Raw genomic sequence first — 24,465 nt, forward strand, 5'->3', positions numbered from 1 at the left:
GCTTGCCCAACAACAGTAAGCCAAAGCAGCCGAGCGCGCAAAATAATTGGATCCACTTGCAGGTTAAAACGAGCAGGTGCAAATGGCTTTCAGGCTTGGAAAAAGAACGTACCACACACCCCATTTGCAGCGTGCCGTTCTCCGTTGGCGCTAAACCCCGATGAAAACAGGGGCTAGGCGTGTTTCACATACGCAATTGTGCAGCAGAAAGCGCAATCAGTCAGATCTGACAGAGGAATGCTATTTTTAACCATTAATTAGTCATATTTGACTTTTAGCAGAGAATAGGGCCTCCCCCGACGCCAATTGACTATAATGGTCAGAAATGACTAATTGAGCTGTTCATACGCTCATAACTGGTCTGATTTGGCTTTTAGCCTATAAATCCAGGAGGATAGCAATGTCGTTCATGCATCTGCTTAGCTCTCCCGCAGAGATCGCTCGTGATGTAGGAAGAAATGCAAAAAAGCTACGGCTATCAAAAAACCTCACGAGGAAGACCTTGGCTAAGCTTTCAGGGGTGTCGGAGTCGTCGATCCAGCGGTTCGAGACGGCAGGCTCTATTACCCTTGAGTCGATGATTTTGCTGGCCACTGCGCTCGATGAGCTCACGCCTGTAACGGCCCTGTTCAGGCCCTCCCAGCCAAATTCCCTCGCAGAACTGAAAAACGCTAATCGTAAACGGGGGACCAGATGAATCCGCGCCAGGCTTATCCGAAGCTGAAGCGCTTCGAATCCCTCGAGGTCACCAAATGCGGTGTGAAAGTGGGTGATCTATACAGGGAAGAAGGCCGTGGGATTTTTTTCACATACGACCCTGGATGGCTCGCTACAGGCTTCAACCTTTCGCCATTTACGATGAAGTTTGACGACAAACCTCAGCTCGCACGAGCGCCTGAGCTGTTCGCTGGGTTGCATGGCCCATTTGCAGACTCTCTTCCTGACGGCTGGGGGATGCTGCTTATGGACAGATTCCTTAATTCTACATTCGGTGACGGGACTGCTTACACAGTGACAGCCCTGGATCGGCTCGCGTATATGAGCGACAGAGCCATGGGTGCGTTTGAGTACCATCCAAAGGCTGAACGGGAGTCATTGCGGGGTGCAGTCAACCTTGCGGAGCTCTTTGAGGCCGCCGTGGAAGTGCTATCAGGGGAAACCTCGACGGTGCTTACCAAGCTACGGCTTGCTGGAGGATCACCTGGTGGTGCCCGTCCAAAAGCGATCGTTGCCATGTCTCCAGATGGAAGTCATGCAACGTCCGCTTTCGGGCAAATTCCGCCTGGATACGATCACTGGATCGTCAAATTCAGAGCCCCAGGTCAGCCTGTTGAAACGGGTGCCATGGAGTATGCGTACTACCTGATGGCCAGGGACGCAGGTGTCGAAATGGCTGATTCGAGTGTCCTGAACGTGACCATGCCCGATGGTAGTCGTGAGGGCTTCTTTGCGACAAAGCGCTTTGATAGAGAAGGCGATAAGAAGCTGCATATGATCACTGTCTCTGCGCTTATGTACGCACCTTACACAGCGCCCTCCATGGACTACAGCGGGCTACTCAAGCTCACGAGCACGCTGACTCGCAGCGCCGCAGAAGTCGAAAAAATGGCCAGGGTAATGATCTTCAATGCCCTGTTTCACAACTATGACGATCACACCAAAAACTTTGCCTTCATCGGCCGTGACCCAGAACGGCCTGGCGAGGAAGCCAAGTGGACGCTAGCGCCGGCATATGATCTGACGTTCTCTGAAGCCAGGGGTGAGCACACCACGGCATACGGCGGTCGAGGAAAAGCCACCAGGCAGTTGATTCAGGAACTATGCGCTGACTACAAATACCTCAAGCCGCACGACTATATCGAGCAAACGCTAGCAGCATTTGCGAAATGGGATGAAGTCTTCAGGGACGTGAGGATTCCCCTGAAAGCAGGCGCCGGTTACAAAACCGTGCTGGAAAAAGATCATATTCATTTCAACCTGATCAGGCCCACCCGCCGATAACGCGGGTGCTTACGCTAGTGGCTTATGAGTACCCAGCTAGTGGTAGGGCCATATGAGGAATTGGAAGATCAGTGCTGAAATACCCTGACGCACACGTGTGGAACGCGCCTCCGCCTCACGCTCTATGCTTGCCCCAAGCCGCAGGAAGCGGCCCTTGCAGCGAACACGGAGCGTCCATGTCCTTAGCACTCGTCCACAGCCGCGCCCAGGTTGGCGTGCAGGCCCCCGCCGTCAGTGTCGAAACCCACCTGGCCAACGGCCTGCCGCACCTCACCCTGGTGGGCCTGCCGGAAACCACCGTGAAAGAAAGCAAAGACCGGGTGCGCAGTGCCATCGTCAACTCAGGCTTGAACTACCCTGCCCGGCGCATCACCCAGAACCTGGCCCCGGCCGACCTGCCCAAGGACGGTGGCCGCTACGACCTGGCCATCGCACTGGGCATCCTCGCCGCCGACGGGCAACTGCCTGCCACCATGCTGGCGGATATGGAGTGCCTGGGCGAGCTGGCACTGTCCGGGGCATTGAGAGCGGTTCAAGGGGTGCTGCCTGCGGCGCTGGCCGCGCGCGAAGCTGGCCGGGCGTTGGTGGTGCCGCGAGAAAATGCCGAGGAAGCCAGCCTGGCCAGTGGCCTGGTGGTGTATGCGGTGGGCCACCTGCTGGAACTGGTCGCTCACCTGAACGGCCAGGTACCGTTGCCGCCCTATGCCGCCAACGGCCTGGTACTCAACCCTCGGCCTTACCCCGACCTGAGCGAGGTACAGGGGCAGTTGGCCGCCAAGCGCGCACTGTTGCTGGCAGCTGCCGGGGCGCACAACCTGCTGTTCACGGGGCCGCCCGGTACGGGCAAGACACTGCTCGCCAGTCGCCTGCCGGGGCTGTTGCCGCCGCTGGATGAACACGAAGCGCTGGAGGTGGCTGCCATCCAGTCGGTCAGCGGCCATGCGCCGCTGAGCAGCTGGCCACAACGGCCCTTCCGCCACCCGCACCACTCCGCTTCAGGGCCTGCGCTGGTAGGTGGCGGCAGCCGCCCTCAACCGGGGGAAATCACCCTCGCCCACCACGGCGTGTTGTTTCTAGACGAGCTGCCGGAGTTTGAACGGCGGGTGCTGGAGGTGCTGCGTGAGCCGCTGGAGTCGGGCGAGATCGTTATCGCCAGGGCCCGGGACAAGGTGCGCTTCCCTGCCCGTTTCCAGCTGGTTGCTGCCATGAACCCGTGCCCATGCGGCTACCTGGGCGACCCCACAGGCCGCTGCCGTTGCAGCACTGAGCAAATCGCGCGCTATCGCAACAAGTTGTCGGGGCCACTGCTCGACCGCATCGACCTGCACCTGACCGTAGCCCGTGAAAGCACCACGCTGAACAGTCAGCCTTGTGGTGAAACCAGCGCAACGGTCGCCGCCAAGGTGGCGCAGGCGCGTGACGTTCAGCAACGCCGGCAAGGCTGTGCAAACGCGTTTCTGGACCTGGATGGGCTACGCCAACATTGCATCCTTGCTGCAGCCGACCAGGCATGGCTGGAAGTCGCCTGCGAGCGGCTTACCCTGTCATTGCGTGCCGCGCACCGGTTGCTGAAAGTGTCGCGCACCCTGGCCGACCTCGACCAGTGCCCGGCCATTGGCAGGGCACACCTGGCCGAGGCATTGCAGTACCGACCGGGAAACACTTAGGCATACCCTCTCCGCCTACGTGTTTGTGCACCTTTGGTGCGCGAACGCCTTGGTGCATGGCGCGATATCGTGTCGTACAAACCAGGCGGTCGCGTGCGTCTGCCACAGGCGTTACTGGCCCGAAACAAGCGTAGGAGCGAGCGCAGCTCGCGATGCGCCGCGCGGGCGGCGCTCGGTCTCACAGGCGCAGCCTCTGTCGCGGCAAACACCTGGCCGCCCTCACGCGCCCTCAAACCGCCCCCTTCGCCAAACAATACGCTGGGACTGGAAGGTGTTCACCAGCGCACTTGCAGTACCTGTCGCAGATAAACCAGACCGATTCGCCCGCTAAAGCCCAACGCTTACAACACCACCCGCAAACACTGCCCCGCGTGATACAGCGAGAACCCGGACTCATAGAACGCTGTGCGCAACGAAGGCGCACTCACCCCCTTCATCGGTGAGAACGGTATCGGCAGGCTGCCCGCCTCGCCCTTCAGCAGAAACTCGGCAAAGGCGCGGCCAATCACGGTACCGGTGGTATTGCCCCGGCCGTTGTAGCCGGTCACCGCCACCAGGCCCGGCGCTGGTTCGAACAGGCGCATCAGGTGGTCGGGGGTGAAGTCGATACAGCCGGTCCAGTGCATTTCCCACTCCACCTTGCCCAGCCCAGGGTAGTAGTGGCCCTGGATCCGGTCAGCCCAACTGCGCACAAACCACGCCGGTTTGTTGTCGACCCGCCCAAGGCTACCGAGCAGCAGGCGGCCCTGGTCGTCGCGGCGGATGCTGCTGAGCACAGTGCGGGTATCCCAGGAGCCTTGCCCATACGGCAAGACCTTGTCGGCGGCTTCGCCCTGCAGCGGCTTGGAGGCAACCTGGTAGTAGTAACCGCGGAAGAACTGCTTCTGCAGGTTGCTCCAGTCACCTTCGGTGTAGGCGCCCGTGGAAATCACCACCTTGCCCGCGCGCACCGAGCCGCGCGCTGTCTTCACACGCCAGGCATCGCCATCACGCTCAAGGCCTTCGACGGAAGACCGCTGGAACAGCTTGCCGCCCAGGCGCACCACGGCAGCGGCCAGGCCCTGGGTGTAGCCCATGGGGTTGATGGTGCCGGCGCGGCGGTCGAGCAGCGCAGCGGCAATTTTGTCGGTGCCGCAATACGCCTGGCACTGGGCGCCGGTCAGCAACTCCACGTCGGCACCGCGGCGGCGCCATTGCTGGTGGCGGGCCTCGAGGTCGGCGATGCCGGTGGCGTTGTGCGCCATGTGCAGCGTGCCTTTGTGCTGGGCCTGGCAGTCGATGCCCAGGCGCTCGATCATGGCGAATACTTCGCCGGGGGCATCGCCGAGCACCTTGTTCAGGCGGCTGCCCTGTTTCTGGCCCAGGGTGGCCTCGACGTCGTCGGGGCGGATCCAGGTGCCGGCGTTGACTAGGCCGACGTTGCGCCCTGAGCCACCGTAGCCCACTTTCCAGGCCTCCAGCACGATCACTGACTTACCCTGTTCGAGCAAGTGAATGGCCGCCGACAGCCCGGTGATGCCACCACCGATCACGCAGACATCAGCCTTGTGCTCACCTGCCAGGGCCTGGGCGGCGACGGCCGGTTTGCTGACGGACTCCCACAAGCATTGTTGATGCAGTTCGGACATGGCCCGGCTCCAGCATTGTTGTTCTTGTTGGGGCTGCTTTACAGCCCATTCGCGGGCAGCAGAGATGCTGTAGGGGCGCGCTTGCCCGCGAGACGGGGGCCACGCCCCCGCCACGCTGCATCACAGCCTCAGTCGAACACAATCCCCTGGGCCAGCGGCAATTCGCGGGAATAGTTGACCGTGTTGGTCTGGCGACGCATGTAGCCCTTCCAGGCATCAGAACCCGATTCACGCCCGCCACCGGTTTCCTTCTCGCCGCCAAATGCACCGCCAATTTCGGCGCCACTGGTACCGATGTTGACGTTGGCGATGCCGCAGTCGCTGCCCGAGGCACTCTGGAAGCGTTCGGCTTCACGGATATCCGTCGTGAAAATGCACGACGAAAGGCCCTGTGGCACTTCGTTGTTGAGGCGCAGGGCCTCTTCGAAGTCGTCATAGGCAAGCACGTAGAGGATCGGAGCGAAGGTTTCGTGGCGTACCACGTCGCTTTGCGCCGGCATTTCGGCAATGGCAGGCGACACGTAGTAGGCGTTCGGGTACTGGTCGGCCAGCTGGCGCTCGCCACCAAACACCTGGCCACCCTCGTCGCGAGCCTTGGCCAGCGCGCCCTGCATGGCGTCGAACGACAGCTTGTCGATCAGCGGGCCGACCAGGTTGTCCTTGCGCGGGTCGCCGATACGCACCTTGCCGTAGGCGGCTTTGACGCGGGCCACCACTTCGTCCTTGATCGAGCGGTGCACGATCAGGCGGCGCAGGGTGGTGCAACGCTGGCCAGCAGTGCCCACAGCGGAGAACAGAATACCGCGCACCGCCAGGTCCAGGTCGGCGCTCGGGGCCAGGATCATGGCGTTGTTGCCACCCAGCTCGAGAATGCTGCGGCCAAAACGGGCCGCCACACGCGGGCCCACTTCACGCCCCATTCGCGTACTGCCGGTGGCGCTGACCAGCGGCACACGCGGGTCGTCGACCATGGCCTCGCCAGCTTCACGGCCACCGATCACCAACTGGGCCAGGCCTGCCGGGGCGTCGCCAAAGGCCTTCAGGGCTTTATCGAACAATGCCTGGCACGCCAGGGCAGTGAGCGGGGTTTTCTCGGACGGCTTCCACAGCACGGCATTACCGGCCACCAGGGCCAGGGCCGTGTTCCAGGCCCATACGGCGACGGGGAAGTTGAAGGCACTGATTACCCCTACCACGCCCAGCGGGTGCCAGGTTTCGCGCATGTGGTGGCCCGGGCGCTCGGAGGCGATGGTCAGGCCGTACAGCTGGCGCGACAGGCCCACGGCGAAGTCGCAGATGTCGATCATTTCCTGCACTTCGCCCAGGCCTTCCTGGGTAATCTTGCCTGCTTCGATCGACACCAGTTCACCCAAGTCGGCCTTGTGCTCGCGCAGCACTTCGCCAAACAGCCGCACCAGCTCGCCACGGCGTGGGGCCGGGACGCTGCGCCAGGCTTCGAAGGCACGCTGGGCGTGATCGATGCAGGCCACGGTCTCGGCCTTGCCGAGCAGTTTCACCGAGGCGATCTGGCTGCCATCGATGGGCGTGTAAACAGGGTAATCGCCCTGGGTATGAGCCTCGGCGGCAACCCCCAGGCGCTCGAGCAGTGCGGCAACCATTGGTGTACTCCTACATCGGATGACAGGTTGGAAAATGATGTGGATCAGTATTAATCCGATCACTTCGGTGCAACAAACGACCTTTATTCCGCATATCATTCCCCCAGGTAATGATCTGAGCCACTGAGAACGCTATGTCAAAACGCCTGGTGCCTTCCATGACCGCCCTGCAGTGCTTCGAAGCTGCAGCCCGTCACCTCAGCTTCACCCGCGCTGCCGAAGAGCTGCACCTGACCCAGAGTGCCGTCAGCAAACAGGTGGCGCAGCTCGAAGACTTGTTGCGCCACCACCTGTTCCTGCGCATCCGCCGGCGCCTGCAGCTCACGCCGGCGGGCAGCCTTTACCTGGCCGAAGTGAACAAGATTCTTACCCAGGTGGATATGTCCAGCCGCTACGTGCTCACCTATGGCGAACAGACCGAAATATTGAAGGTAGCCACTCAACCGAGTTTTGGCGTGCGTTGGCTCATTCCTCACCTCAAGGGCTTTGGCAAAAGGCACAGCAACATCCACCTGGACATCCGCAACGAAATGGAACCGTTCGCCCTGTTGCAGGGCTCGGCGGACGTGGTGTTCTTCTACGGCCAGGGTACGTGGCCGGGGGCCACCTGCGTGGAGCTGTTCCGCGAAGAGGTGGTGCCGGTGTGCGCGCCTGAACTGCTGGCCGGCCGCACGCTCGAGCACGCGGCGCAGCTTGCTGACCTGGTGCTGCTGCAGAGCACTTCGCGGCCCGAGGCCTGGCACGAATGGTTCGACGACTTGGGCCTGCAAAGTGTAAGTGCCTACCACGGCCCGCGTTTCGACACGTTCTACATGGCGTTAAGCGCAGCGCAGGCAGGGTGTGGGGTGGCGCTGGTGCCGCGTTACCTGGCAGCAAAGGAACTGGCCGAAGGTAGCCTGGTGGTGCCGTGGCGCCATGCCATGCGCAGCACGGGGGCACACTACCTGGCGTATGCCGAGCATGCCGCAGAGGTGCCCAAGGTGCGGGCGTTGGTGGAATGGATTGGCGAGCAGCTTCAGGCTTGCTGAGTGATTGAGGACAAGCCCGCGTCGCTAGGTCGATCAAAAAAGGAATGACCCATTCACTTTTTTTCGCTTGTGAGCGCGGTACATTCCCAGCTTTCATGTAAGTGTCCAAACCCAACCAGGAAGCTAGCGATGCCCGCCCACGATTTCGTCAGCCCCGACAGCATCCGCGCGCAGTTCTCTGCCGCCATGTCGCTCATGTACAAACAGGAAGTGCCGCTGTACGGCACGCTGCTGGCGTTGGTGAGCGAAATCAACCAGCAGGTCATGGCCCACCAGCCAGACGTGGCGCAGGCCCTGCGCTGGACGGGAGAAATCGAGCGGCTGGACCATGAACGCCACGGTGCGATCCGGGTGGGTACGGCCCAGGAGCTGGCGACCATCGCCCGCCTTTTTGCGGTCATGGGCATGCAGCCGGTGGGCTACTACGACCTCAGCAGTGCCGGGGTGCCCGTGCACTCCACCGCGTTCCGTGCCGTGCATGAGCAGTCTTTGCACATCAGCCCGTTCCGCGTTTTCACTTCGCTGCTGCGCCTGGAGCTGATCGACAACCTGCAGTTGCGCGAAATGGCCCAGGGTATCCTGGCCAAACGCCAGATCTTCACCCCCCGTGCACTCCAGCTGATCGAGCAGCATGAACGCGATGGCGGCCTGAACACCGCAGATGCCCAGGCTTTCGTACAGGAAGCCCTGCATACCTTCCGCTGGCACCGGGACGCCACCGTCACCGCCGAACAGTACCAGCAGCTGCACGACCAGCATCGCCTGATTGCCGATGTGGTGGCGTTCAAAGGCCCGCATATCAACCACCTCACCCCGCGCACCCTGGACATCGATGCCATCCAGCTCGGCATGCCGGCCAAGGGCATCACACCCAAGGCCGTGGTCGAAGGGCCCCCGCCCCGCCGCCACCCGATCCTGCTGCGCCAGACCAGCTTCAAGGCCCTGCAGGAAAAGGTCGCATTCAGCGGCCAGCACGGTAGCGAAGGCAGCCACACCGCGCGCTTTGGGGAAATCGAGCAACGTGGCGCGGCGCTGACGCCGAAGGGGCGCCAGCTGTACGACAAGCTGCTCGACGCTACCCGCGCCGCACTGGGTGGCGCACCCGCCGAGGCCAATGCCGCGCAGTACATGGCAATGCTCACCGACACCTTCGCCGCCTTCCCGGACGACTTGGCGCAGATGCGTGAGCAGGGCCTGGCGTACTTCCGCTACTTCGCTACCGAGAAAGGTCTGTCTGCGCGCGATCAGCAAGGCAGGCCCACTACCCTGCAAGGGCTGATCGACGCAGGCCACGTGCATTTCGAGGCACTGGTGTACGAGGATTTCCTGCCCGTAAGCGCCGCCGGGATCTTCCAGTCCAACCTGGGCGACGATGCCCAGGCCGAGTACGGCAGCAACGCCAACCGCACGGCCTTCGAAGCGGCGTTGGGGTTGCAGGTGCAGGATGAGCTGGCGCTGTACGCGCAAAGCGAGCGCCGCTCGCTGCAGGCCTGTGCGCAGGCGCTGAGCCTGGCATCGCTGTAAGGCAGCAGATCGAAGGGGGCGCCTGGGGCGCCCCACCGTTTCAGCGGAAGCGGTCCACTTCCTGACGCAGCTGCGCTGCCAGCCCTTCCAGCTCCCGCGCTGTGAATGCCAACTCGTTGGCCACCTCGCGCTGTTCACCGTTGGCCTGGGCGATACTCTGCAAGTTGCGGCTCAGCACGGTCGCGGTGCTGCTCTGCTCCTGGGTCGCCGTACTGATCACGGCAAACTGCTCACCCGCCGCCCGGCTTTGTTCGTCGATGCGGGCGAGCGCCTGCGCGACTTTGCCGTTGCGCGCCAGGCCGTCCTGCATCAGCTGGGTACTCTGCTCCAGCGTGGTGATGGCGTGCCCGGTCTGCTGCTGGATGCTGGTGATCATGCCGGAGATTTCATCCGTGGCCTGGCGGGTTCGCGCTGCCAGCCCACGCACCTCGTCAGCCACCACTGCAAAGCCGCGCCCCTGCTCACCGGCACGGGCCGCTTCGATGGCAGCGTTCAAGGCCAGCAAGTTGGTCTGCTCCGCGATGGCGGTGATGACGCTGATGATGCTGCCGATCTCCTGCGAACGCGCACCCAGGCTGTTCATCACCGTGGCGGTACCACCGAGGGCATCGGCAATCTGCGTGAGCGAGTGCGACGCTTCTTCCATGGCACCGCGGCCCACGCGGGTCTGCTGGGCATTGTCGCGGGCCAAGCGCTCGGTGTCCGCCATGTTGTCGGCGATGTTCATGGAGGTGGCGCTGAACTCTTCCACCGCGCCTGCCATGCTGGTGATTTCGCCTGATTGCTGGTCCATGCCCTCGCAGGCGCCAGCCGAGAGGCCAGACAGCGAACGGGCCCGGGTGCTGACCTGCTCGGAAGCACTGCGAATATGCTCGACCATGTTCGAGAGGGCTTCACCCATCTTGTTGAAGCTGCGCGCCAACTGCCCGATTTCATCGTGGCTGGTCACGTTCAGCCGTGCGTTCAGGTCACCCGCACCCAGCGCTTCGGCCTGGCGCACCAGGTCGTCCAGCGGCCGCAGCTTGCGCCTGAGCAACCACAGCGTGGCAGCCACGGCCATGAGCATGGCCAGCAGGCTGCCGACGGCAAGGCGCAGGCCCACGCTCCAGGTCACCTCGCGGATCTCCGCCAGCGGCATGCTCGCAACCACCGTCCAGGGCCCCTCGGCAAAGGGCGCAGTGGCGCTGTACAGCGGTTGCTCGGCATTGGCCGGCGGCACCAGCCACTGGCCCTTTTCATCCTGCAGTGCCAACGAACCGGTCTGGCCAATGCGGAAGCGTTTGAGGTTGGCGAACTGGGCATTCTGCGCATCGGTGTAGTCGAAACCCACGAACAGCACCGCGATCACCCGGCCATTGCCGTCGGTCATCGGCACGTAGCGCGTCATGTAGTTGCGGTCGAACAACACGGCGCGGCCAACGTACATCTGCCCGGCCAGCAGCTTGGCGTAGGCCGGGTGCTGGCGGTCGAGCTGGGTACCGATGGCGCGGCTGCCATCCTGTTTCTTCAGGTTGGTGCTGATGCGCACGAAATCGTCGCCGCTGCGCACAAACACCGTGGCGATACCGGCAGTCATCTGCTGGAAGTCGTCCACCTGCTGGAAGTCGTTGTTCAACAGCTGATCGCCCAGGTACAGGGCCGGGGTTGCCTGGCCTGCGACCTGCACGGTCTGCCCTGCATGCAGCGACAGCCCTGATGCGAAGCGGCGCTCGAACAGGCCGCTCAGGCGCTGGGTATTGTCCTTGAGCGAGCCGTGGAACGTGTCGAGCTGGTCGGCCAGCAAGCGCGCCTCACTGGCCAGGTGGGCCTGGCGGGTGGCGAGGTTGGCATCGTCCAGTGAACGCAGGGCAAAAAGGGTACTGCCGGAAATCACCAGCGCCAGCACGATGGCGAGGGCGATACCGAGTTGCGAGGCAATTCGGGCACGCGGTTGAGGCATGGGGAAGCTCCTGGCAAGAGGCCGGGATCATCCTGATCACGCTGACCGCCCGCTTCTATTCGACGGGAAGCGCGCCCTCTTCCGGGACGCTGGTGCCACTTGATCGGCGTCGCCACTGAATACTTGAGTGCCGGGCCGGGATATACCGTTCGCCATCAAAGGGCTGGCAGGATCGCCACCTCGGGTAGCGCCATGGCAGCCACCTCTGCTTGCAGAAAGGCACTCAGGCGGCGTAGCCGCTCGCCGCCCGGCCGTGTGCGCGGCCATACCAGGTAGTAGTCCATGCCGCTGGGTACCGCCGTCGGCCATGGCAGGCTCATGCGCCCCTGCGCCACATCTTCGGCCACCATCGTCAGGTCGCCGATAGAAACACCGTAGCCGCGGGCCGCCGCAATCATGCCCAGTTCCAGGGTGTCGAACACCTGCCCGCCCTTGAGCGAAACCTTGCCACCCAGGCCCAGGCGCTCCAGCCATACCCGCCAGTCGCGCTTGTCCATCGTAGGGTGCAGCAGCTCGCTGCTCGCCAGGCGCGCCGCGGTCCAGGGCCCGTCATCCAGCAGCCCGGGTGCGCCCACCGGCACCAGCAGTTCGGGGAACAGCTTGCGCACCTCCCACTCTGCCGGGAATACCCCATCGCCCAGCAGCACCGCGCAATCGAAGGGTTCCTGGTTGAAGTCCACATGGTCGACGTCCATCCAGGCACTGGTCAGTTGCACTTCGTTGCCAGGCTGCAGCCGGCGGAAGCGGCTCAGCCGGGCCAGCAACCAGCGCATGGTCAGGGTGGACGGCGCCTTCATGCGCAGCATGTCGTCTTCACCGCGCAACGTGTCACAGGCACGCTCAAGCGCGGCAAAGCCTTCGCGCACACCCGGTAGCAACACCCGTGCAGCTTCGGTCAGTTGCAGGCTACGGCCACTGCGCATGAACAGGCGGCAGGCAAAGTGATCCTCCAGCGTGCGAATGTGCCGGCTGACGGCGCTCTGGGTAATGGACAGTTCTTCGCCGGCACGGGTGAACGAGTTCAGCCGCGCCGCGGCTTCGAATGCGCGCAGCGCATAGAGGGGAGGCAGCTTGCGTTGCATGAGGCTCCTGGCACACGGGCCCTTGGGGCAAATGATCAGGAAGCTTACATACATGAGTCAGACTCATGCCAATGATCGCATTTATCCTTTTGTGCAAAGCTGACCCAGGCCTCAGAATCGCCCTTCGTTCCCGCCTGTCATCACCAAGGACCGCCCCATGCACGTCGCCCCCACTACCGAGTTCAAGGCATTGCTGCGCCTGGCAGGCCCGCTGATCGCCTCGCAGTTGGCGCACATGCTGATGGTACTCACCGACACCTTGATGATGGCCCGCATCAGCCCGCAGGCCTTGGCCGGTGGCGGCCTGGGTGCGGCGAGCTACTCGTTCGTGTCGATCTTCTGCCTGGGCGTGATCGCGGCGGTCGGCACCCTGGTGGCCATCCGCAAGGGTGGCAACGACATAGAAGGGGCCACGCGCCTGGCCCAGAACGGCCTGTGGCTGGCATGGGGCCTGGCGCTGTTTGCGGCGCTGGTGCTGTGGAACCTGGAGCCGGCGCTGCTGCTGTTCGGGCAAAAGCCCGAGAACGTGGCCTCGGCCGCCGAGTTCCTGACCCTGCTACCCCTGGCCCTGCCCGGCTACCTCACATTCATGGCGTTGCGCGGGTTTACCAGCGCCCTGGGCCGTTCGGCACCGGTGATGGTGATCAGCCTCGTGGGTACGGTGCTCAACTACCTGCTGAACGTTGCTTTAATCGAAGGCATGTTCGGCCTGCCAAAGCTCGGCCTGATGGGCATCGGGCTGGTAACTGCCGTGGTGTCGATGGGCATGGCCATTGCCCTGGCGCTGTACATCCGCTGGCACCCGGCCTACGCCGCCTACCCACTGCGCAAAGGCCTGTCCCGCCCGTCGCTGCCGGCGTTGCGCGAGCTGTGGCGGCTGGGCCTGCCGATTGGTGGCACCTACATGGTGGAGGTGGGGCTGTTCGCATTCGCGGCGCTGTGCATGGGCGTGTTGGGCAGCACGGAGCTGGCGGCGCACCAGATCGCCCTGCAGATCGTGTCCACCGCGTTCATGGTGCCGACCGGCCTTTCCTACGCCGTGACCATGCGTGTGGGCCTGTACTACGGTGCGGGCAACCTGCTGGCAGCCCGCAGCGCCGGGCGGATTGGCATCGCCCTGGGGGGCCTGATCATGTTCACCTTTGCCGCGCTGTTCTGGCTGCTGCCCGACGCCCTGGTGGGGCTGTTCATCGACCGGAATGACCCTGCGTTCGCGGCGATCTTCCAGCTGGCCGTGCAGTTGTTGATGGTGGCCGCTTGGTTTGAGCTGTTCGACGGCATGCAGACCATCGCCATGGGTTCGATCCGCGGGCTGAAAGACGCCAAGACCACGTTCCTGATCGGGCTGGTGTGCTATTGGCTGGTGGGCGCGCCAAGCGCCTGGCTGTTCACCTTTACCCTGGGCGGCGGCGCGGTCGGGGTGTGGTGGGGCCTGGCATTGGGCCTGGCGTGTGCAGCGGTGGCGCTTACGTTCGGCTTTGAATGGCGAATGAAGCGCATGCTGGGTAAAGCCGGCTAGCCGGCCTCGGCCTGCTGGCACTGCAACAGGAACGCCATCAGTTCGTCCACGGGCAATGGCTTGCTGACCAGAAAACCTTGCACCTGGTCACAGCCAAAGCCCCGCAACAAGCCGAGTTGCTCGTCGCTTTCCACCCCTTCAGCCACCACCTCCAGGTTGAGGTTGTGGGCCAGGTTGATCATGGCGTGCACCAGCTTGCGGTTTTCTTCGCGCATTTCCATCTCGGCGACGAAGCTGCGGTCCACCTTGAGCAGGGCGATGGGCAGGCTGTTGAGGTGCACGAATGACGAAAACCCGGTGCCGAAGTCATCCAGCGAGAAGCGCACGCCAAGGCGCCCCAAGGCGTCCATGGTCTGGCGCACCAGCTCGTTGCGGCGCATTACGGCCGTTTCGGTCAGTTCGAATTCCAGCCAGCGGGCATCGACCCCATATTCCTGAATGAGCCGGCTCAAGGTGGCCAGCAACTGGCTGTCCTGAAACTGGCGGAAACTCAGGTTGACGGCCATGTGCAGCGGCTCCAGCCCGGCAGCTCGCAGCGCCTGCATGTCCCGAAGCGCACGGGCGATGACCCAGTAGCCCAATGGCACGATCAGCCCGCTCTGCTCGGCCAGGGGCACGAACTCGCTGGGCGGCAACAGACCACGCTCGGCATGACGCCAGCGCACCAAGGCCTCCAGGCCGACGATGTGGCCGTCCGCCAAGTTCAGCCGCGGCTGGTAGTGCAGCTCCAGCTCATCGCGGCGCAGGGCACGGCGCAGCTCGCTCTCCAGGTCTGCCAGGCTGCGGGCATTGCGGTTTATGCGCTCGTTGAAGACATGGTACGTGCAGCCCTGGCTGCCTTTGGCCTGGCGCATGGCGATGTGGGCGTGCCACATCAGCGGGTCGGCCCCACCTTGGGCGCGGGCATGTGCCAGGCCCAGGCTGCAGCCCAGCAGCAGGCTTTCACCGTCAATCCAATAAGGTTCGGCCAGCGCCTCTATGATGCGTTCGGCCATCCACTCGGCGCGTTTGGGGTCGCGGCGGGTGTCGATGAGCAGGGCGAACTCGTCACTGCCCAGCCGCGCCAGCTGGTCGCCGGCTTCCAGCTGGTGGGTCAGGCGGTTGACCACCTGCAGGATCAGCCTGTCCCCACTTTGGTGGCCTAGGGCATCGTTGACGTGGCGGAAGTTGTCCAGGTCCAGGTGGCCCAGGGCCAAGCCGCGGCCTTCGTTTTCGGCCAGGCGAGCAGTGAGCAGCGCCTGGAAACCCTGACGGTTGGCTATACCGGTGAGGGGGTCCTGCTCTGCCAGGCGCTGCAAGGTGGCCACCAGCACACCCCGCTCGCGCACATGGCGCAGGCAGCGGCGCAAGGTATGGGCACTGAGCTGGTCACTGACCAGCCAATCGCTGACACCCGCAGGCACCGTTTCAGGTTCGTCGTTCAGCAACAAGATGGTGGGCAGCTCGCACCGGCCCGCTGCCGGCAACAGGGCCGGGGTCGCCAGCACGATCGCCTGGCGGTCCTGGCTGAACAGGCTGTCGACCGCCTCCCAGCTGGGTGCCGTTACCAGCACGGTTGTACCGCGCAAGGCAGGCATGCACGCGTGCAGCAAAGTGGCCCATTCCGGCTCATTGGCCAACAGCAGCAAACGCAGAGGTTCGACAGGCGTAGGCAAGGGGGCTCCTTAAAGCTTTACGGTGCAACGATGAACGGCGGCCATATTACTGCATTTAATGAAAATGATTTTCACTTTTAAAAATGTTCTTGTGTGATGTCATTCCGACGTATTTTGTCGTGCATCGTGCGCGAATCCTGACCACCCGGCAAATACGATTTTTTCAGCTGCAACCATTAGTGCCACTAATGATGCTGCAAAAGTCTGACTCGCGCGTCAGACGGTCGCGCCACAATAGGCCCATGCCTGATAGAATGCGCGGCTATTTTCTGGCGACCCCCGGTTTCTAGCATGTCCCGACTCAATCCCCGGCAGCAGGAAGCCCGTGACTATGTCGGCGGCCCTCTATTGGTGCTCGCCGGTGCAGGCTCGGGCAAGACCAGCGTGATCACGCGCAAGATTGCCCACCTCATCCAGAACTGCGGCATCCGTGCCCAGTACATCGTGGCGATGACCTTCACCAACAAGGCCGCCCGCGAGATGAAGGAGCGGGTCGGGACCCTGCTGCGCCCAGGGGAAGGCCGTGGGCTCACGGTGTGCACGTTCCACAACCTGGGCCTGAACATCATCCGCAAGGAGCACGGTAAGCTGGGCTACAAGCCAGGCTTCTCGATCTTCGATGAGTCCGACATCAAGGCATTGCTGTCGGACATCATGCAGAAGGAGTACTCCGGCGACGACGGCATCGACGAGATCAAGAACATGATCGGTGCCTGGAAGAACGACCTGATCCTGCCACCCGAGGCCCTGGAAAAGGCGCGCAACCCGCGTGAGCAAACCGCCGCGATCGTCTATACCCACTACCAGCGCACGCTCAAGGCGTTCAACGCGGTGGATTTCGACGACCTTATCCTGCAGCCGGTAAAGCTGTTCCAGGAGCACCCCGAGGTGCTGGAGCGCTGGCAGAACCGCGTGCGCTACCTGCTGGTGGACGAATACCAGGACACCAACGCCAGCCAGTACCTGCTGGTGAAGATGCTGATCGGCATGCGCAACCAGTTCACCGTGGTGGGCGACGACGATCAGTCGATCTACGCCTGGCGCGGCGCGCGACCGGAAAACCTGATGCTGCTCAAGGAGGACTACCCCTCCTTGAAAGTGGTCATGCTGGAGCAGAACTACCGCTCCACCAGCCGCATCCTGCGCTGCGCCAACGTGCTGATCGCCAACAACCCCCATGCGTTCGAGAAGCAGTTGTGGAGCGAAATGGGTGTTGGCGACGAGATCCGCGTCATCCGCTGCAAGAACGAGGAAGCCGAAGCCGAGCGCGTGGCCATGGAAATCCTCACGCTGCACCTGCGCACCGACCGCCCCTACAGCGACTTTGCCATCCTGTACCGTGGCAACTACCAGGCCAAGTTGATCGAGCTGAAACTGCAGCACCACCAGGTGCCCTATCGCCTGTCGGGGGGCAACAGCTTCTTTGGTCGCCAGGAGGTCAAGGACCTCATGGCCTACCTGCGCCTGCTGGTGAACCCGGACGATGACAACGCCTACCTGCGGGTCATCAACGTCCCCCGCCGGGAGATCGGTTCCACCACCCTGGAAAAGCTTGGCAACTATGCCACCGAGCGCGGCACGTCGATGTACGCCGCCAGCGAGGAGCTTGGCCTGGGTGAACACCTGGACGCCCGCTACACCGAGCGCCTGCAGCGCTTCAAGCACTGGCTGGACGGTGTGCGCCAGAAGGTCGCGCTGGACGACCCGATTGCCGCACTGCACGAAATGATCCGCGACATCGACTACGAAAACTGGATTCGCCAGCAGACCGCCAGCGACAAGGCGGCCGAGTTTCGTATCAGCAACGTCTGGTTCCTGGTCGACGCACTGAAAAACACCCTCGAGAAGGAGGAAGAGGGTGACATGACCATCGAGGACGCCATCGGCAAGCTGGTGCTGCGCGACATGCTGGAGCGCCAGCAGGAAGAGGAAGAAAACGCCGAAGGGGTGCAGATGATGACCCTGCACGCGTCCAAGGGGCTGGAGTTCCCCTACGTGTTCATCATGGGCATGGAGGAAGAAATCCTCCCGCACCGCTCCAGCATCGAGGCCGACACCATCGAGGAAGAGCGCCGCCTGGCTTACGTGGGCATCACCCGCGCGCGCCAGACCCTGGCCTTCACCTTTGCCGCCAAGCGCAAGCAGTACGGGGAAATCATCGACTGTACGCCCAGCCGCTTCCTCGACGAACTGCCCCCGGAAGACCTGGCCTGGGAAGGCCTGGACGATGCCCCGGTCGAGGTCAAGGCCGCACGCGGCAACAATGCCCTGGCCGACATCCGGGCAATGCTCAAACGCTGATCAACCATTACTCTTAAACGCTGCCGCTGTTTGCGGCCACCTTTGTTACATCGAGGAATACCATAGTGGAAGCACTGCATCAGAAGATTCGCGAAGAAGGCATCGTGCTTTCCGATCAGGTTCTCAAAGTCGATGCGTTTCTCAACCACCAGATCGACCCCGCGCTGATGCAATTGATCGGTGACGAGTTCGCCCGCCTGTTCGCCGACGCCGGTGTGACCAAGATCGTCACCATCGAAGCCTCGGGCATTGCCCCGGCGGTGATGACTGGCTTGAAACTGGGCGTGCCGGTGATCTTTGCCCGCAAGCACCAGTCGCTGACGCTGACCGAGAACCTGCTGACGGCATCGGTTTACTCGTTCACCAAGCAGACCGAGAACACCGTGGCCATTTCGCCCCGCCACCTCAACAGCAACGACCGCGTGCTGGTAATCGATGACTTCCTGGCGAACGGCAAGGCGTCGCAGGCGCTGATCTCGATCATCAAGCAGGCCGGGGCAACCGTGGCTGGCCTGGGCATCGTCATCGAGAAATCGTTCCAGGGTGGGCGTGCCGAACTGGACAGCCAGGGCTATCGCGTCGAGTCGCTGGCGCGGGTGAAGTCGTTGGCCGGTGGCGTGGTGACGTTCATCGAGTAAGGGCCTGAACGGGCGCCGCCTGGCACTGGCCCCGCCGGTGTTCGCGGGTGCCCCCAACACCGACCGGGCACGGCGCATTTCTAGGGCGCTGTGGCGGCGAGGGCGGCCAGCAACAAGCGCTGGTAAAGGTCTTCTTTCAGGCCGTCGGGCTGCTCCAGCGCCATGCGCGCCAGATGCGCCTCATAACCTTCCGGCCCGGGCGCATCGAGGGTTGCCTTGCCCAGCGCCAGCACTTCGCTCAGCTTGAACTTGCTCTTCAACCAGCCAAGTGCCCGCAGCAAGTCCTGCTCCACATCGGTGAAGTCGGTGCCCAGCGGGTACTCGGCAAACAGCTGGCTGTGCTGTGCGCGAACCGCCTCAAGGCGTTCGGGGGTGTTGTACGTGAAGCGCGCGTCCAGCTGGAAACCTTTGGCCAGCTTGCCAGCGCTTTTCGCCTCCTCCATCAGCGCCTGCTGAAAGCGTGAGTCGCACACGGCCAGCAACCGCGCAATTACCTCGCTGTCGGTCTGCCCCCGCAGGTCGGCAACCCCATACTCGGTGACCACGATGTCGCGCAGGTGCCGGGGGATGGTGCAGTGGCCGTAGCGCCAGAACAGGTTAGAGGTGACCTCACCACCGGCCTCACGCCAGCTGCGCAGCAGCAGTATCGAGCGGCCGCCCTCCAGCGCATGGCCCTGGGCGACGAAGTTGTACTGCCCGCCTACCCCGCTGAGCACGCGCCCGTCTTCCAGCTGGTCCGCCACACCGGCGCCCAGCAGGGTCATGCCGAATGCCGTGTTGATGAACCGCGCATCACGGCGCTGGCGACGCTTCAGGGCTTCATCGCCATACAGTTCGTTGACGAAGCTGATGGCCGTCATGGCAAACCGTGCACGCTGCTCCAAGGGCATGTCACGCAGGCGCTGGTAGAACGACTGGGGCCCAAGGAAAAAACCACCGTGCAGCACCACCTCCTGCTCGTCTGCAGTACGTCGCAGCAGGCCCGCATCGGCCAGTTCCAGCAGGCCGTTGACGAACATCTCGCTGCAGCCGTAAAGGCCCTCATCGAGCGGGGCCAGACCGCCCTCTCGCTCGATCAACGGCTGCCAGGCGGCGGCGCCCAGTGCATCCAGTGCCTCACGATAGGCGGCATTATCGCCCTGGCGCGCCAGCAGCGCCGCCGCTACCGCGTCGCCCATGGCGCCGATACCAATCTGCAAGGTGCCACCATCGCGCACCAGGCTGCTGGCGTGCAGGCCGATGCAGTGGTCCTGAGTATTGACCGGCATGTTGGGCGTGGAAAACAGGCGCCGCTGCTCGGCCTCATCCAGCAACAGGTCGAAGGCATCCATCGGCAGCTCTGCGTCGCCTGGCATGTAGGGCAGCTGGGCATGCACCTGGCCGAGCATGAGGATGGTTTCGCCTGCTGCACGCCGGCGCTCGACCATGGGCAGCAAGTCCAGGGTGATGTCGGGGTTGCAGGCCAGGCTCAGGTGCACAGGCCGTTCTGGCGTGGCGGCTACCAGTTGCGCGATCAGGTTCAGGCCCTTGGCGTTGATGTCCCGGGCGGCGTGGCTGTAATTGCTACTGACATAGTCCTGCTGGGCCGGCTCGCTGTGCAGCAGGCTGCCCGGCTGCATGAAGAACTGCTCCACACGAATGTTCGGCGGCAGGCTGTCGTTACGCAGGTCGGCCAGGTAATCGAGCTCTTCATAGTCGGCAAAGACACGCTCGACGAAGGGTTCTAGAAAGCGCCTTTGCAGGCCATCGCCCAGCGGTGGCCGGCCGAGGGACAACGCGGTGTAGAGGGTAAGCTGCCGCTCGGGCAGCTCGCGCACCCGGGCATAGAGGGCGTTGACGAACGCATTGGGCTTGCCCAGGCCCAGCGGCAGGCCCATGTGGATATGGGCCGGCAGGCGCGACAGCACCTGGTCGACGGCATGTTCGACAGAGCAGAGGTGCATCGGGGGCCTCCTGAGTCACCCATGGATTCACGGGGTTGGACAGAAGGCTGGCAGCATTGGTTGCCGTGACGTTGCAGCACCCCACAAAAACAAAACCCGCCATCAGAGGCGGGCTTCGTGCAATAACGCGGTGCCCTACAGGCCGGACATCTTCTTGATGGCGGCTTTCAGGTCGTCATCCGAGCAATCGGCGCAGGTGCCTTTGGGCGGCATGGCGTTGATGCCGGTGATGGCCTTGGCCAGGATGCCATCCAGCCCACCCTGGTGGTCGGCGCGCTCTTTCCAGGCTGCGGTATCACCCACCTTCGGCGCGCCCAGCAGGCCAGTGCCATGGCAGGCGTTGCAGTGCTTGGCGATGATGTCATCCGGCGTCTTGGCGGCCCCACCGCCGGCTGTGGCGGCCACTTCCATGCCTTTGCATTCCTGGCCCTGAACACACACCTGGCCTACCGGCGCCAGGCGCTTGGCAATATCGTCGTTGGTTGCAGCGGTTGCGCTCATTGCCCAGAGGGCGAGTAAGGCGGCTGGTAGGGCCAGCATCTTCTTGATTTGGTTCACGCGAACACCCTCATGGTGGCTAATCATGCTCGCGGCCACGGATCCTCGAGCGCTGAAAAGTATAGCGGTAACCATAAGGGCGGGAAACGACCCTACACCGGAAAGGGGTATTGGCGAAACAATGCACTGCGCTGGATCAAAAGTTTGAAGGCGTTGCCGCACTGATCAGCCGTGCTGGCTGGTCGTAGGGGTTGCGAAAACGGTGCGGGCGGGTGCTTTCGAAGTAGTAGCTGTCGCCTGCTTCGAGGATGAACAGCTCGGTGCCAACGACCAGCTCCAGGCGGCCTTCCAGCAGAATGCCGGTTTCTTCGCCGTCATGGGTCAGCATTTCTGCGCCGGTATCGGCACCTGGCGGGTATACCTCGGTGAGGAAGGCGATGGCACGGTTGGGGTGCGACTTGCCAACCAGCTTCATGGTGACGGCACCATCGGAGATGTCGATCAGCTCATGGGCCTTGTACACGATCTGTGCCGGGCTTTCAGGCTCAAGTTCCACGGAAAAGAACTCGACCATGGACATGGGTATGCCACTGAGCACCTTGCGCAGGGAGCTGATCGAAGGGCTGACGCTGTTCTTCTCGATCATCGAGATCGTGCTATTGGTCACCCCGGCACGCTTGGCGAGTTCACGCTGGGACAGGCCCTTGAGCTTGCGGATGGCTTGCAGTCGTTCGCCGACGTCCAAAGCTGGAGCCTCCTGAAACGGTGTGGGGGGGGTGGATGTGAACGATATCATGGCAACGCCGTTCAGTATTTACAACACACCGCCCCAACGCCATTCATTACAGCACCCCTACTCGCCGCAGTATTCCAGCGGCACGCGTTTGACGTTGCAGAACACCTGATACGGGATCAGGCCCGCATGGCCAGCCACTTCGCTGGCCAGCACCTGCTTGCCCCACAGCTCCACCGGGCTGCCCAGCGTGGCATGGGGCACGTCGGTAAGGTCCACGCTGAGCATGTCCATCGACACCCGGCCAATCAGTTGCGCGCGCGTGCCGGCCACCAGCACAGGTGTGCCATTGGGTGCCTGCCGCGGGTAACCGTCGGCGTAGCCCATGGCGACCACGCCAACCCGTGTGGGCCGGGTGCTGACGAACTTGGCGCCATAGCCCACCGGCTCGCCTGCAGGCAGCTCACGCACGCTGATGATCCGCGATTGCAGGGTCATGACCGGCTGCAGGCGCTGCGCCTGAGGCTGGGCGGCGTCGAACGGCGTGGCCCCATACAGCATCAGGCCGGGCCGTACCCAGTCGCCCTGAGCCTGCGGCCAGCCCAGCACACCTGGCGAGTTGCGCAGGCTGCACTCGGCTGCCAGGCCCTCCCGGGCCGCCTCGAATACGGCGATCTGGCGGGCAGTGGCGTCGGCTTCAAGCTCATCGGCCCGGGCGAAGTGGGTCATCAGCACGATGCGTGCGACCTTGCCGGTGGCCAGCAGCCGCTGGTAGGCGTCGTGGTAGTCCTTGGCGTGCAGGCCAACGCGGTGCATGCCGCTGTCCAGCTTGAGCCAGACGGTGATGGGCTTCTGCACCGGGGTGTTCTCTATGGCCTCCAGCTGCCACAGCGAATGCACGGCACACCACAGGTCATGCTCGGCGATAAGGGCCAGCTCGCTGGCTTCGAAAAAACCTTCCAGCAACAGCACAGGCGCCTTGATGCCCGCGGCGCGCAGTTCCAGGGCCTCTTCGATACAGGCCACGGCGAAGCCATCGGCTTCGGCTTCCAGTGCCAGGGCGCAGCGCACGGCGCCATGGCCATAGGCATCAGCCTTGATCACGGCAAGGGCTCTGGCACCGGTGAGTTCACGGGCTAGACGGTAATTGTGGCGCAGGGCCTGGAGGTCAATCAGGGCGCGGGCGGGGCGCATGGCGGCTGCCTTATGGTGATTCAGGTTGAAAACGGTATGGGTTTGCCGGCGATGAGGCCGGCACCGTCACACTTACTGCTGGTGAACCGGTGCGGCATGCCCCTGCCTGGCCACTTCCCGGCCACTGCCGTAGCGCGAAATGTCCAGCCCTTCGGCGCTGATCTGCGGCTGCTTGCGTGCAATCAGGTCCGCCAACAGGCGCCCCGAGCCACACGCCATGGTCCAGCCCAGCGTACCGTGCCCGGTGTTCAGGAACAGGTTGCGGAACGCCGTCGCCCCCACAATCGGGGTACCGTCCGGCGTAGCCGGGCGCAGGCCGGTCCAGAAACTGGCCTGGCCAAGATCACCGCCGCGAGGATAAAGGTCGTTGACGATCATCTCCAGCGTTTCGCGCCGACGCGGGTTCAGCGACAGGTCAAAACCGGCGATTTCGGCCATGCCGCCCACGCGGATACGGTTATCGAACCGGGTGATCGCCACTTTGTAGGTTTCATCCAGAATGGTCGATGTGGGCGCCATTTCAGCGTTGGTGATCGGCACAGTCAACGAGTAGCCCTTGAGCGGGTAAACCGGCGCCTTGATACCCAGCGGCTTGAGCAACTGCGGCGAATAACTGCCTAGCGCCAGCACGTAGCGATCGGCCGTTTCCAGCTTGCCATCGATCACCACACCGTTGATGCGATCGCCGGCGGCATCGAGGCGCTGGATGTCCTGGCCGAAGCGAAACTCCACGCCCAGCTTCACGGCCATCTCTGCCAGCTTGTTGGTGAACAGCTGGCAGTCGCCGGTCTGGTCGTTGGGCAGGCGCAAGGCACCTGCCAGGATATCCTTTACGCCAGCCAGCGCGGGTTCCACACGGGCGATGCCGTCGCGGTCGAGCAGTTCGTAGGGCACGCCAGACTGCTCAAGCACCGCGATGTCCTTGGCCGCAGCATCCACCTGGGCCTGGGTGCGGAACAACTGGGTGGTACCGAGGCTGCGGTTCTCGTAGGCAATGCCGGTTTCAGCGCGCAGTTCGTCCAGGCAGTCGCGGCTGTACTCGGACAGGCGCACCATGCGCTCTTTGTTCACCGCATAGCGGTTGGCGGTGCAGTTGCGCAGCATCTGCGCCATCCACAGGTACTGATCAACATCGCCAGTGAGCTTGATGGCCAGCGGGGCGTGGCGTTCCAGCAACCACTTGATGGCCTTCAGTGGCACCCCCGGGGCAGCCCAGGGCGAGGCATAGCCGGGCGAGATCTGGCCGGCGTTGGCAAAACTGGTTTCCATGGCCACCGCTGGCTGGCGGTCGACCACCGTCACGTCGAACCCTTGCCGGGCCAGGTAATAGGCACTGGCGGTTCCGATCACGCCGCTACCAAGTACCAGAACTCGCATCGTCTTGTTCCTCACACGCGGCACGCCGCAGGTTGTTATTGAGTGGCCATTGATGAGCGCAGTATAGGAATTCGCGACCAGTGCATTTCACTATATAAAAGCCTAATATTGGCGAGAAT

18 protein-coding genes and 1 pseudogene are annotated in these 24,465 nt (G+C 63.1%); 8 read left to right on the forward strand and 11 right to left on the reverse strand.

Annotated elements, in window-relative coordinates; translation table 11 throughout:
* The first annotated feature begins 400 nt into the window (after nt 1-400).
* The 3 genes from APH25_RS01990 (at nt 401) to APH25_RS02000 (ending at nt 3,668) form a co-directional block, all read left to right on the forward strand.
* Nucleotides 401-697 carry a helix-turn-helix domain-containing protein gene (locus tag APH25_RS01990; RefSeq protein WP_028632926.1) on the forward strand — a complete coding sequence of 99 codons (297 nt, stop codon included), beginning with the start codon at nt 401-403 and terminating at the stop codon, nt 695-697.
* Entirely contained in the window at nt 694-2,001 is a 1,308-nt protein-coding gene (locus tag APH25_RS01995; RefSeq protein WP_060480889.1) for a type II toxin-antitoxin system HipA family toxin, read from the forward strand. The genes APH25_RS01990 and APH25_RS01995 overlap by 4 nt, the downstream gene beginning before the upstream one ends.
* 176 nt (nt 2,002-2,177) lie before the next feature.
* Complete coding sequence (locus tag APH25_RS02000) at nt 2,178-3,668, forward strand: YifB family Mg chelatase-like AAA ATPase (protein ID WP_060480890.1); 1,491 nt, start codon at nt 2,178-2,180, stop codon at nt 3,666-3,668.
* Nucleotides 3,669-4,009: 341 nt separating this feature from the next.
* Here APH25_RS02000 and APH25_RS02005 read toward each other — a convergent pair whose 3' ends face one another.
* Both APH25_RS02005 and APH25_RS02010 read right to left on the reverse strand, forming a co-directional pair.
* Nucleotides 4,010-5,296, reverse strand: a complete 1,287-nt coding sequence (locus tag APH25_RS02005) for an FAD-binding oxidoreductase (RefSeq protein ID WP_060480891.1) — start codon at nt 5,294-5,296, stop codon at nt 4,010-4,012.
* A 128-nt stretch (nt 5,297-5,424) separates the two neighbouring features.
* Complete coding sequence (locus APH25_RS02010; protein WP_028632922.1) at nt 5,425-6,915, reverse strand: aldehyde dehydrogenase family protein; 1,491 nt, start codon at nt 6,913-6,915, stop codon at nt 5,425-5,427.
* 134 nt (nt 6,916-7,049) lie between these two features.
* On the opposite strand from APH25_RS02010, the gene APH25_RS02015 reads away from it, so the two are divergent.
* Together APH25_RS02015 and APH25_RS02020 are read left to right on the forward strand one after the other, a co-directional pair.
* A complete protein-coding gene (locus APH25_RS02015; protein ID WP_028632921.1) occupies nt 7,050-7,943 on the forward strand; it encodes a LysR family transcriptional regulator in 894 nt (297 codons plus the stop codon).
* 129 nt (nt 7,944-8,072) lie between these two features.
* The gene (locus APH25_RS02020) at nt 8,073-9,467 is read left to right on the forward strand and encodes a VOC family protein (RefSeq protein ID WP_060480892.1); all 1,395 of its coding nucleotides are present in this window, start codon (nt 8,073-8,075) and stop codon (nt 9,465-9,467) included.
* Nucleotides 9,468-9,507: 40 nt separating this feature from the next.
* Here APH25_RS02020 and APH25_RS26160 read toward each other — a convergent pair whose 3' ends face one another.
* The 3 genes and pseudogenes from APH25_RS26160 to APH25_RS02030 form a co-directional block, all read right to left on the reverse strand.
* Nucleotides 9,508-10,368, reverse strand: coding sequence for a methyl-accepting chemotaxis protein (locus tag APH25_RS26160; protein WP_371262490.1), 861 nt, complete (start codon nt 10,366-10,368; stop codon nt 9,508-9,510).
* Nucleotides 10,363-11,406 (reverse strand): annotated as a pseudogene (locus APH25_RS26165) (Cache 3/Cache 2 fusion domain-containing protein); the annotation flags it as partial. The pseudogene APH25_RS26165 and the gene APH25_RS26160, both read right to left, overlap by 6 nt.
* 155 nt (nt 11,407-11,561) lie before the next feature.
* Complete coding sequence (locus APH25_RS02030) at nt 11,562-12,488, reverse strand: LysR substrate-binding domain-containing protein (RefSeq protein WP_028632918.1); 927 nt, start codon at nt 12,486-12,488, stop codon at nt 11,562-11,564.
* A 157-nt stretch (nt 12,489-12,645) separates the two neighbouring features.
* Here APH25_RS02030 and APH25_RS02035 point away from each other — a divergent pair, with 157 nt between their 5' ends.
* Nucleotides 12,646-14,007 carry a NorM family multidrug efflux MATE transporter gene (locus APH25_RS02035; RefSeq protein WP_060480894.1) on the forward strand — a complete coding sequence of 454 codons (1,362 nt, stop codon included), beginning with the start codon at nt 12,646-12,648 and terminating at the stop codon, nt 14,005-14,007.
* Here the strand turns inward: APH25_RS02035 and APH25_RS02040 are convergent.
* On the reverse strand, nt 14,004-15,662 hold the full coding sequence (locus tag APH25_RS02040) for a bifunctional diguanylate cyclase/phosphodiesterase (RefSeq protein WP_028632916.1): 1,659 nt from the start codon (nt 15,660-15,662) through the stop codon (nt 14,004-14,006). The genes APH25_RS02035 and APH25_RS02040 overlap by 4 nt on opposite strands.
* A gap of 291 nt (nt 15,663-15,953) precedes the next feature.
* On the opposite strand from APH25_RS02040, the gene rep reads away from it, so the two are divergent.
* Nucleotides 15,954-17,963, forward strand: coding sequence for a DNA helicase Rep (gene rep, locus APH25_RS02045; protein WP_060480895.1), 2,010 nt, complete (start codon nt 15,954-15,956; stop codon nt 17,961-17,963).
* A 65-nt stretch (nt 17,964-18,028) separates the two neighbouring features.
* The gene (locus tag APH25_RS02050) at nt 18,029-18,601 is read left to right on the forward strand and encodes a xanthine phosphoribosyltransferase (protein WP_028632914.1); all 573 of its coding nucleotides are present in this window, start codon (nt 18,029-18,031) and stop codon (nt 18,599-18,601) included.
* 80 nt (nt 18,602-18,681) lie between these two features.
* Here the strand turns inward: APH25_RS02050 and APH25_RS02055 are convergent, their stop codons facing one another.
* From APH25_RS02055 to dadA, 5 genes are all read right to left on the reverse strand, one after another.
* Complete coding sequence (locus APH25_RS02055; RefSeq protein WP_060480896.1) at nt 18,682-20,544, reverse strand: acetyl-CoA hydrolase/transferase C-terminal domain-containing protein; 1,863 nt, start codon at nt 20,542-20,544, stop codon at nt 18,682-18,684.
* A gap of 135 nt (nt 20,545-20,679) precedes the next feature.
* Nucleotides 20,680-21,102, reverse strand: a complete 423-nt coding sequence (locus tag APH25_RS02060) for a cytochrome c5 family protein (protein ID WP_028632912.1) — start codon at nt 21,100-21,102, stop codon at nt 20,680-20,682.
* Nucleotides 21,103-21,238: 136 nt separating this feature from the next.
* The gene (locus tag APH25_RS02065) at nt 21,239-21,787 is read right to left on the reverse strand and encodes a cupin domain-containing protein (RefSeq protein ID WP_028632911.1); all 549 of its coding nucleotides are present in this window, start codon (nt 21,785-21,787) and stop codon (nt 21,239-21,241) included.
* 108 nt (nt 21,788-21,895) lie between these two features.
* Nucleotides 21,896-22,969: an alanine racemase gene (gene alr / locus APH25_RS02070; RefSeq protein ID WP_060480897.1), complete on the reverse strand. Its 1,074-nt coding sequence runs from the start codon at nt 22,967-22,969 to the stop codon at nt 21,896-21,898.
* A 72-nt stretch (nt 22,970-23,041) separates the two neighbouring features.
* The gene (dadA, locus tag APH25_RS02075; protein ID WP_156333126.1) at nt 23,042-24,427 is read right to left on the reverse strand and encodes a D-amino acid dehydrogenase; all 1,386 of its coding nucleotides are present in this window, start codon (nt 24,425-24,427) and stop codon (nt 23,042-23,044) included.
* Between the last annotated feature and the right edge of the window lie 38 nt (nt 24,428-24,465).

It is taken from the genome of Pseudomonas sp. NBRC 111119, assembly GCF_001320125.1.
GTDB lineage: Bacteria > Pseudomonadota > Gammaproteobacteria > Pseudomonadales > Pseudomonadaceae > Aquipseudomonas > Aquipseudomonas parafulva.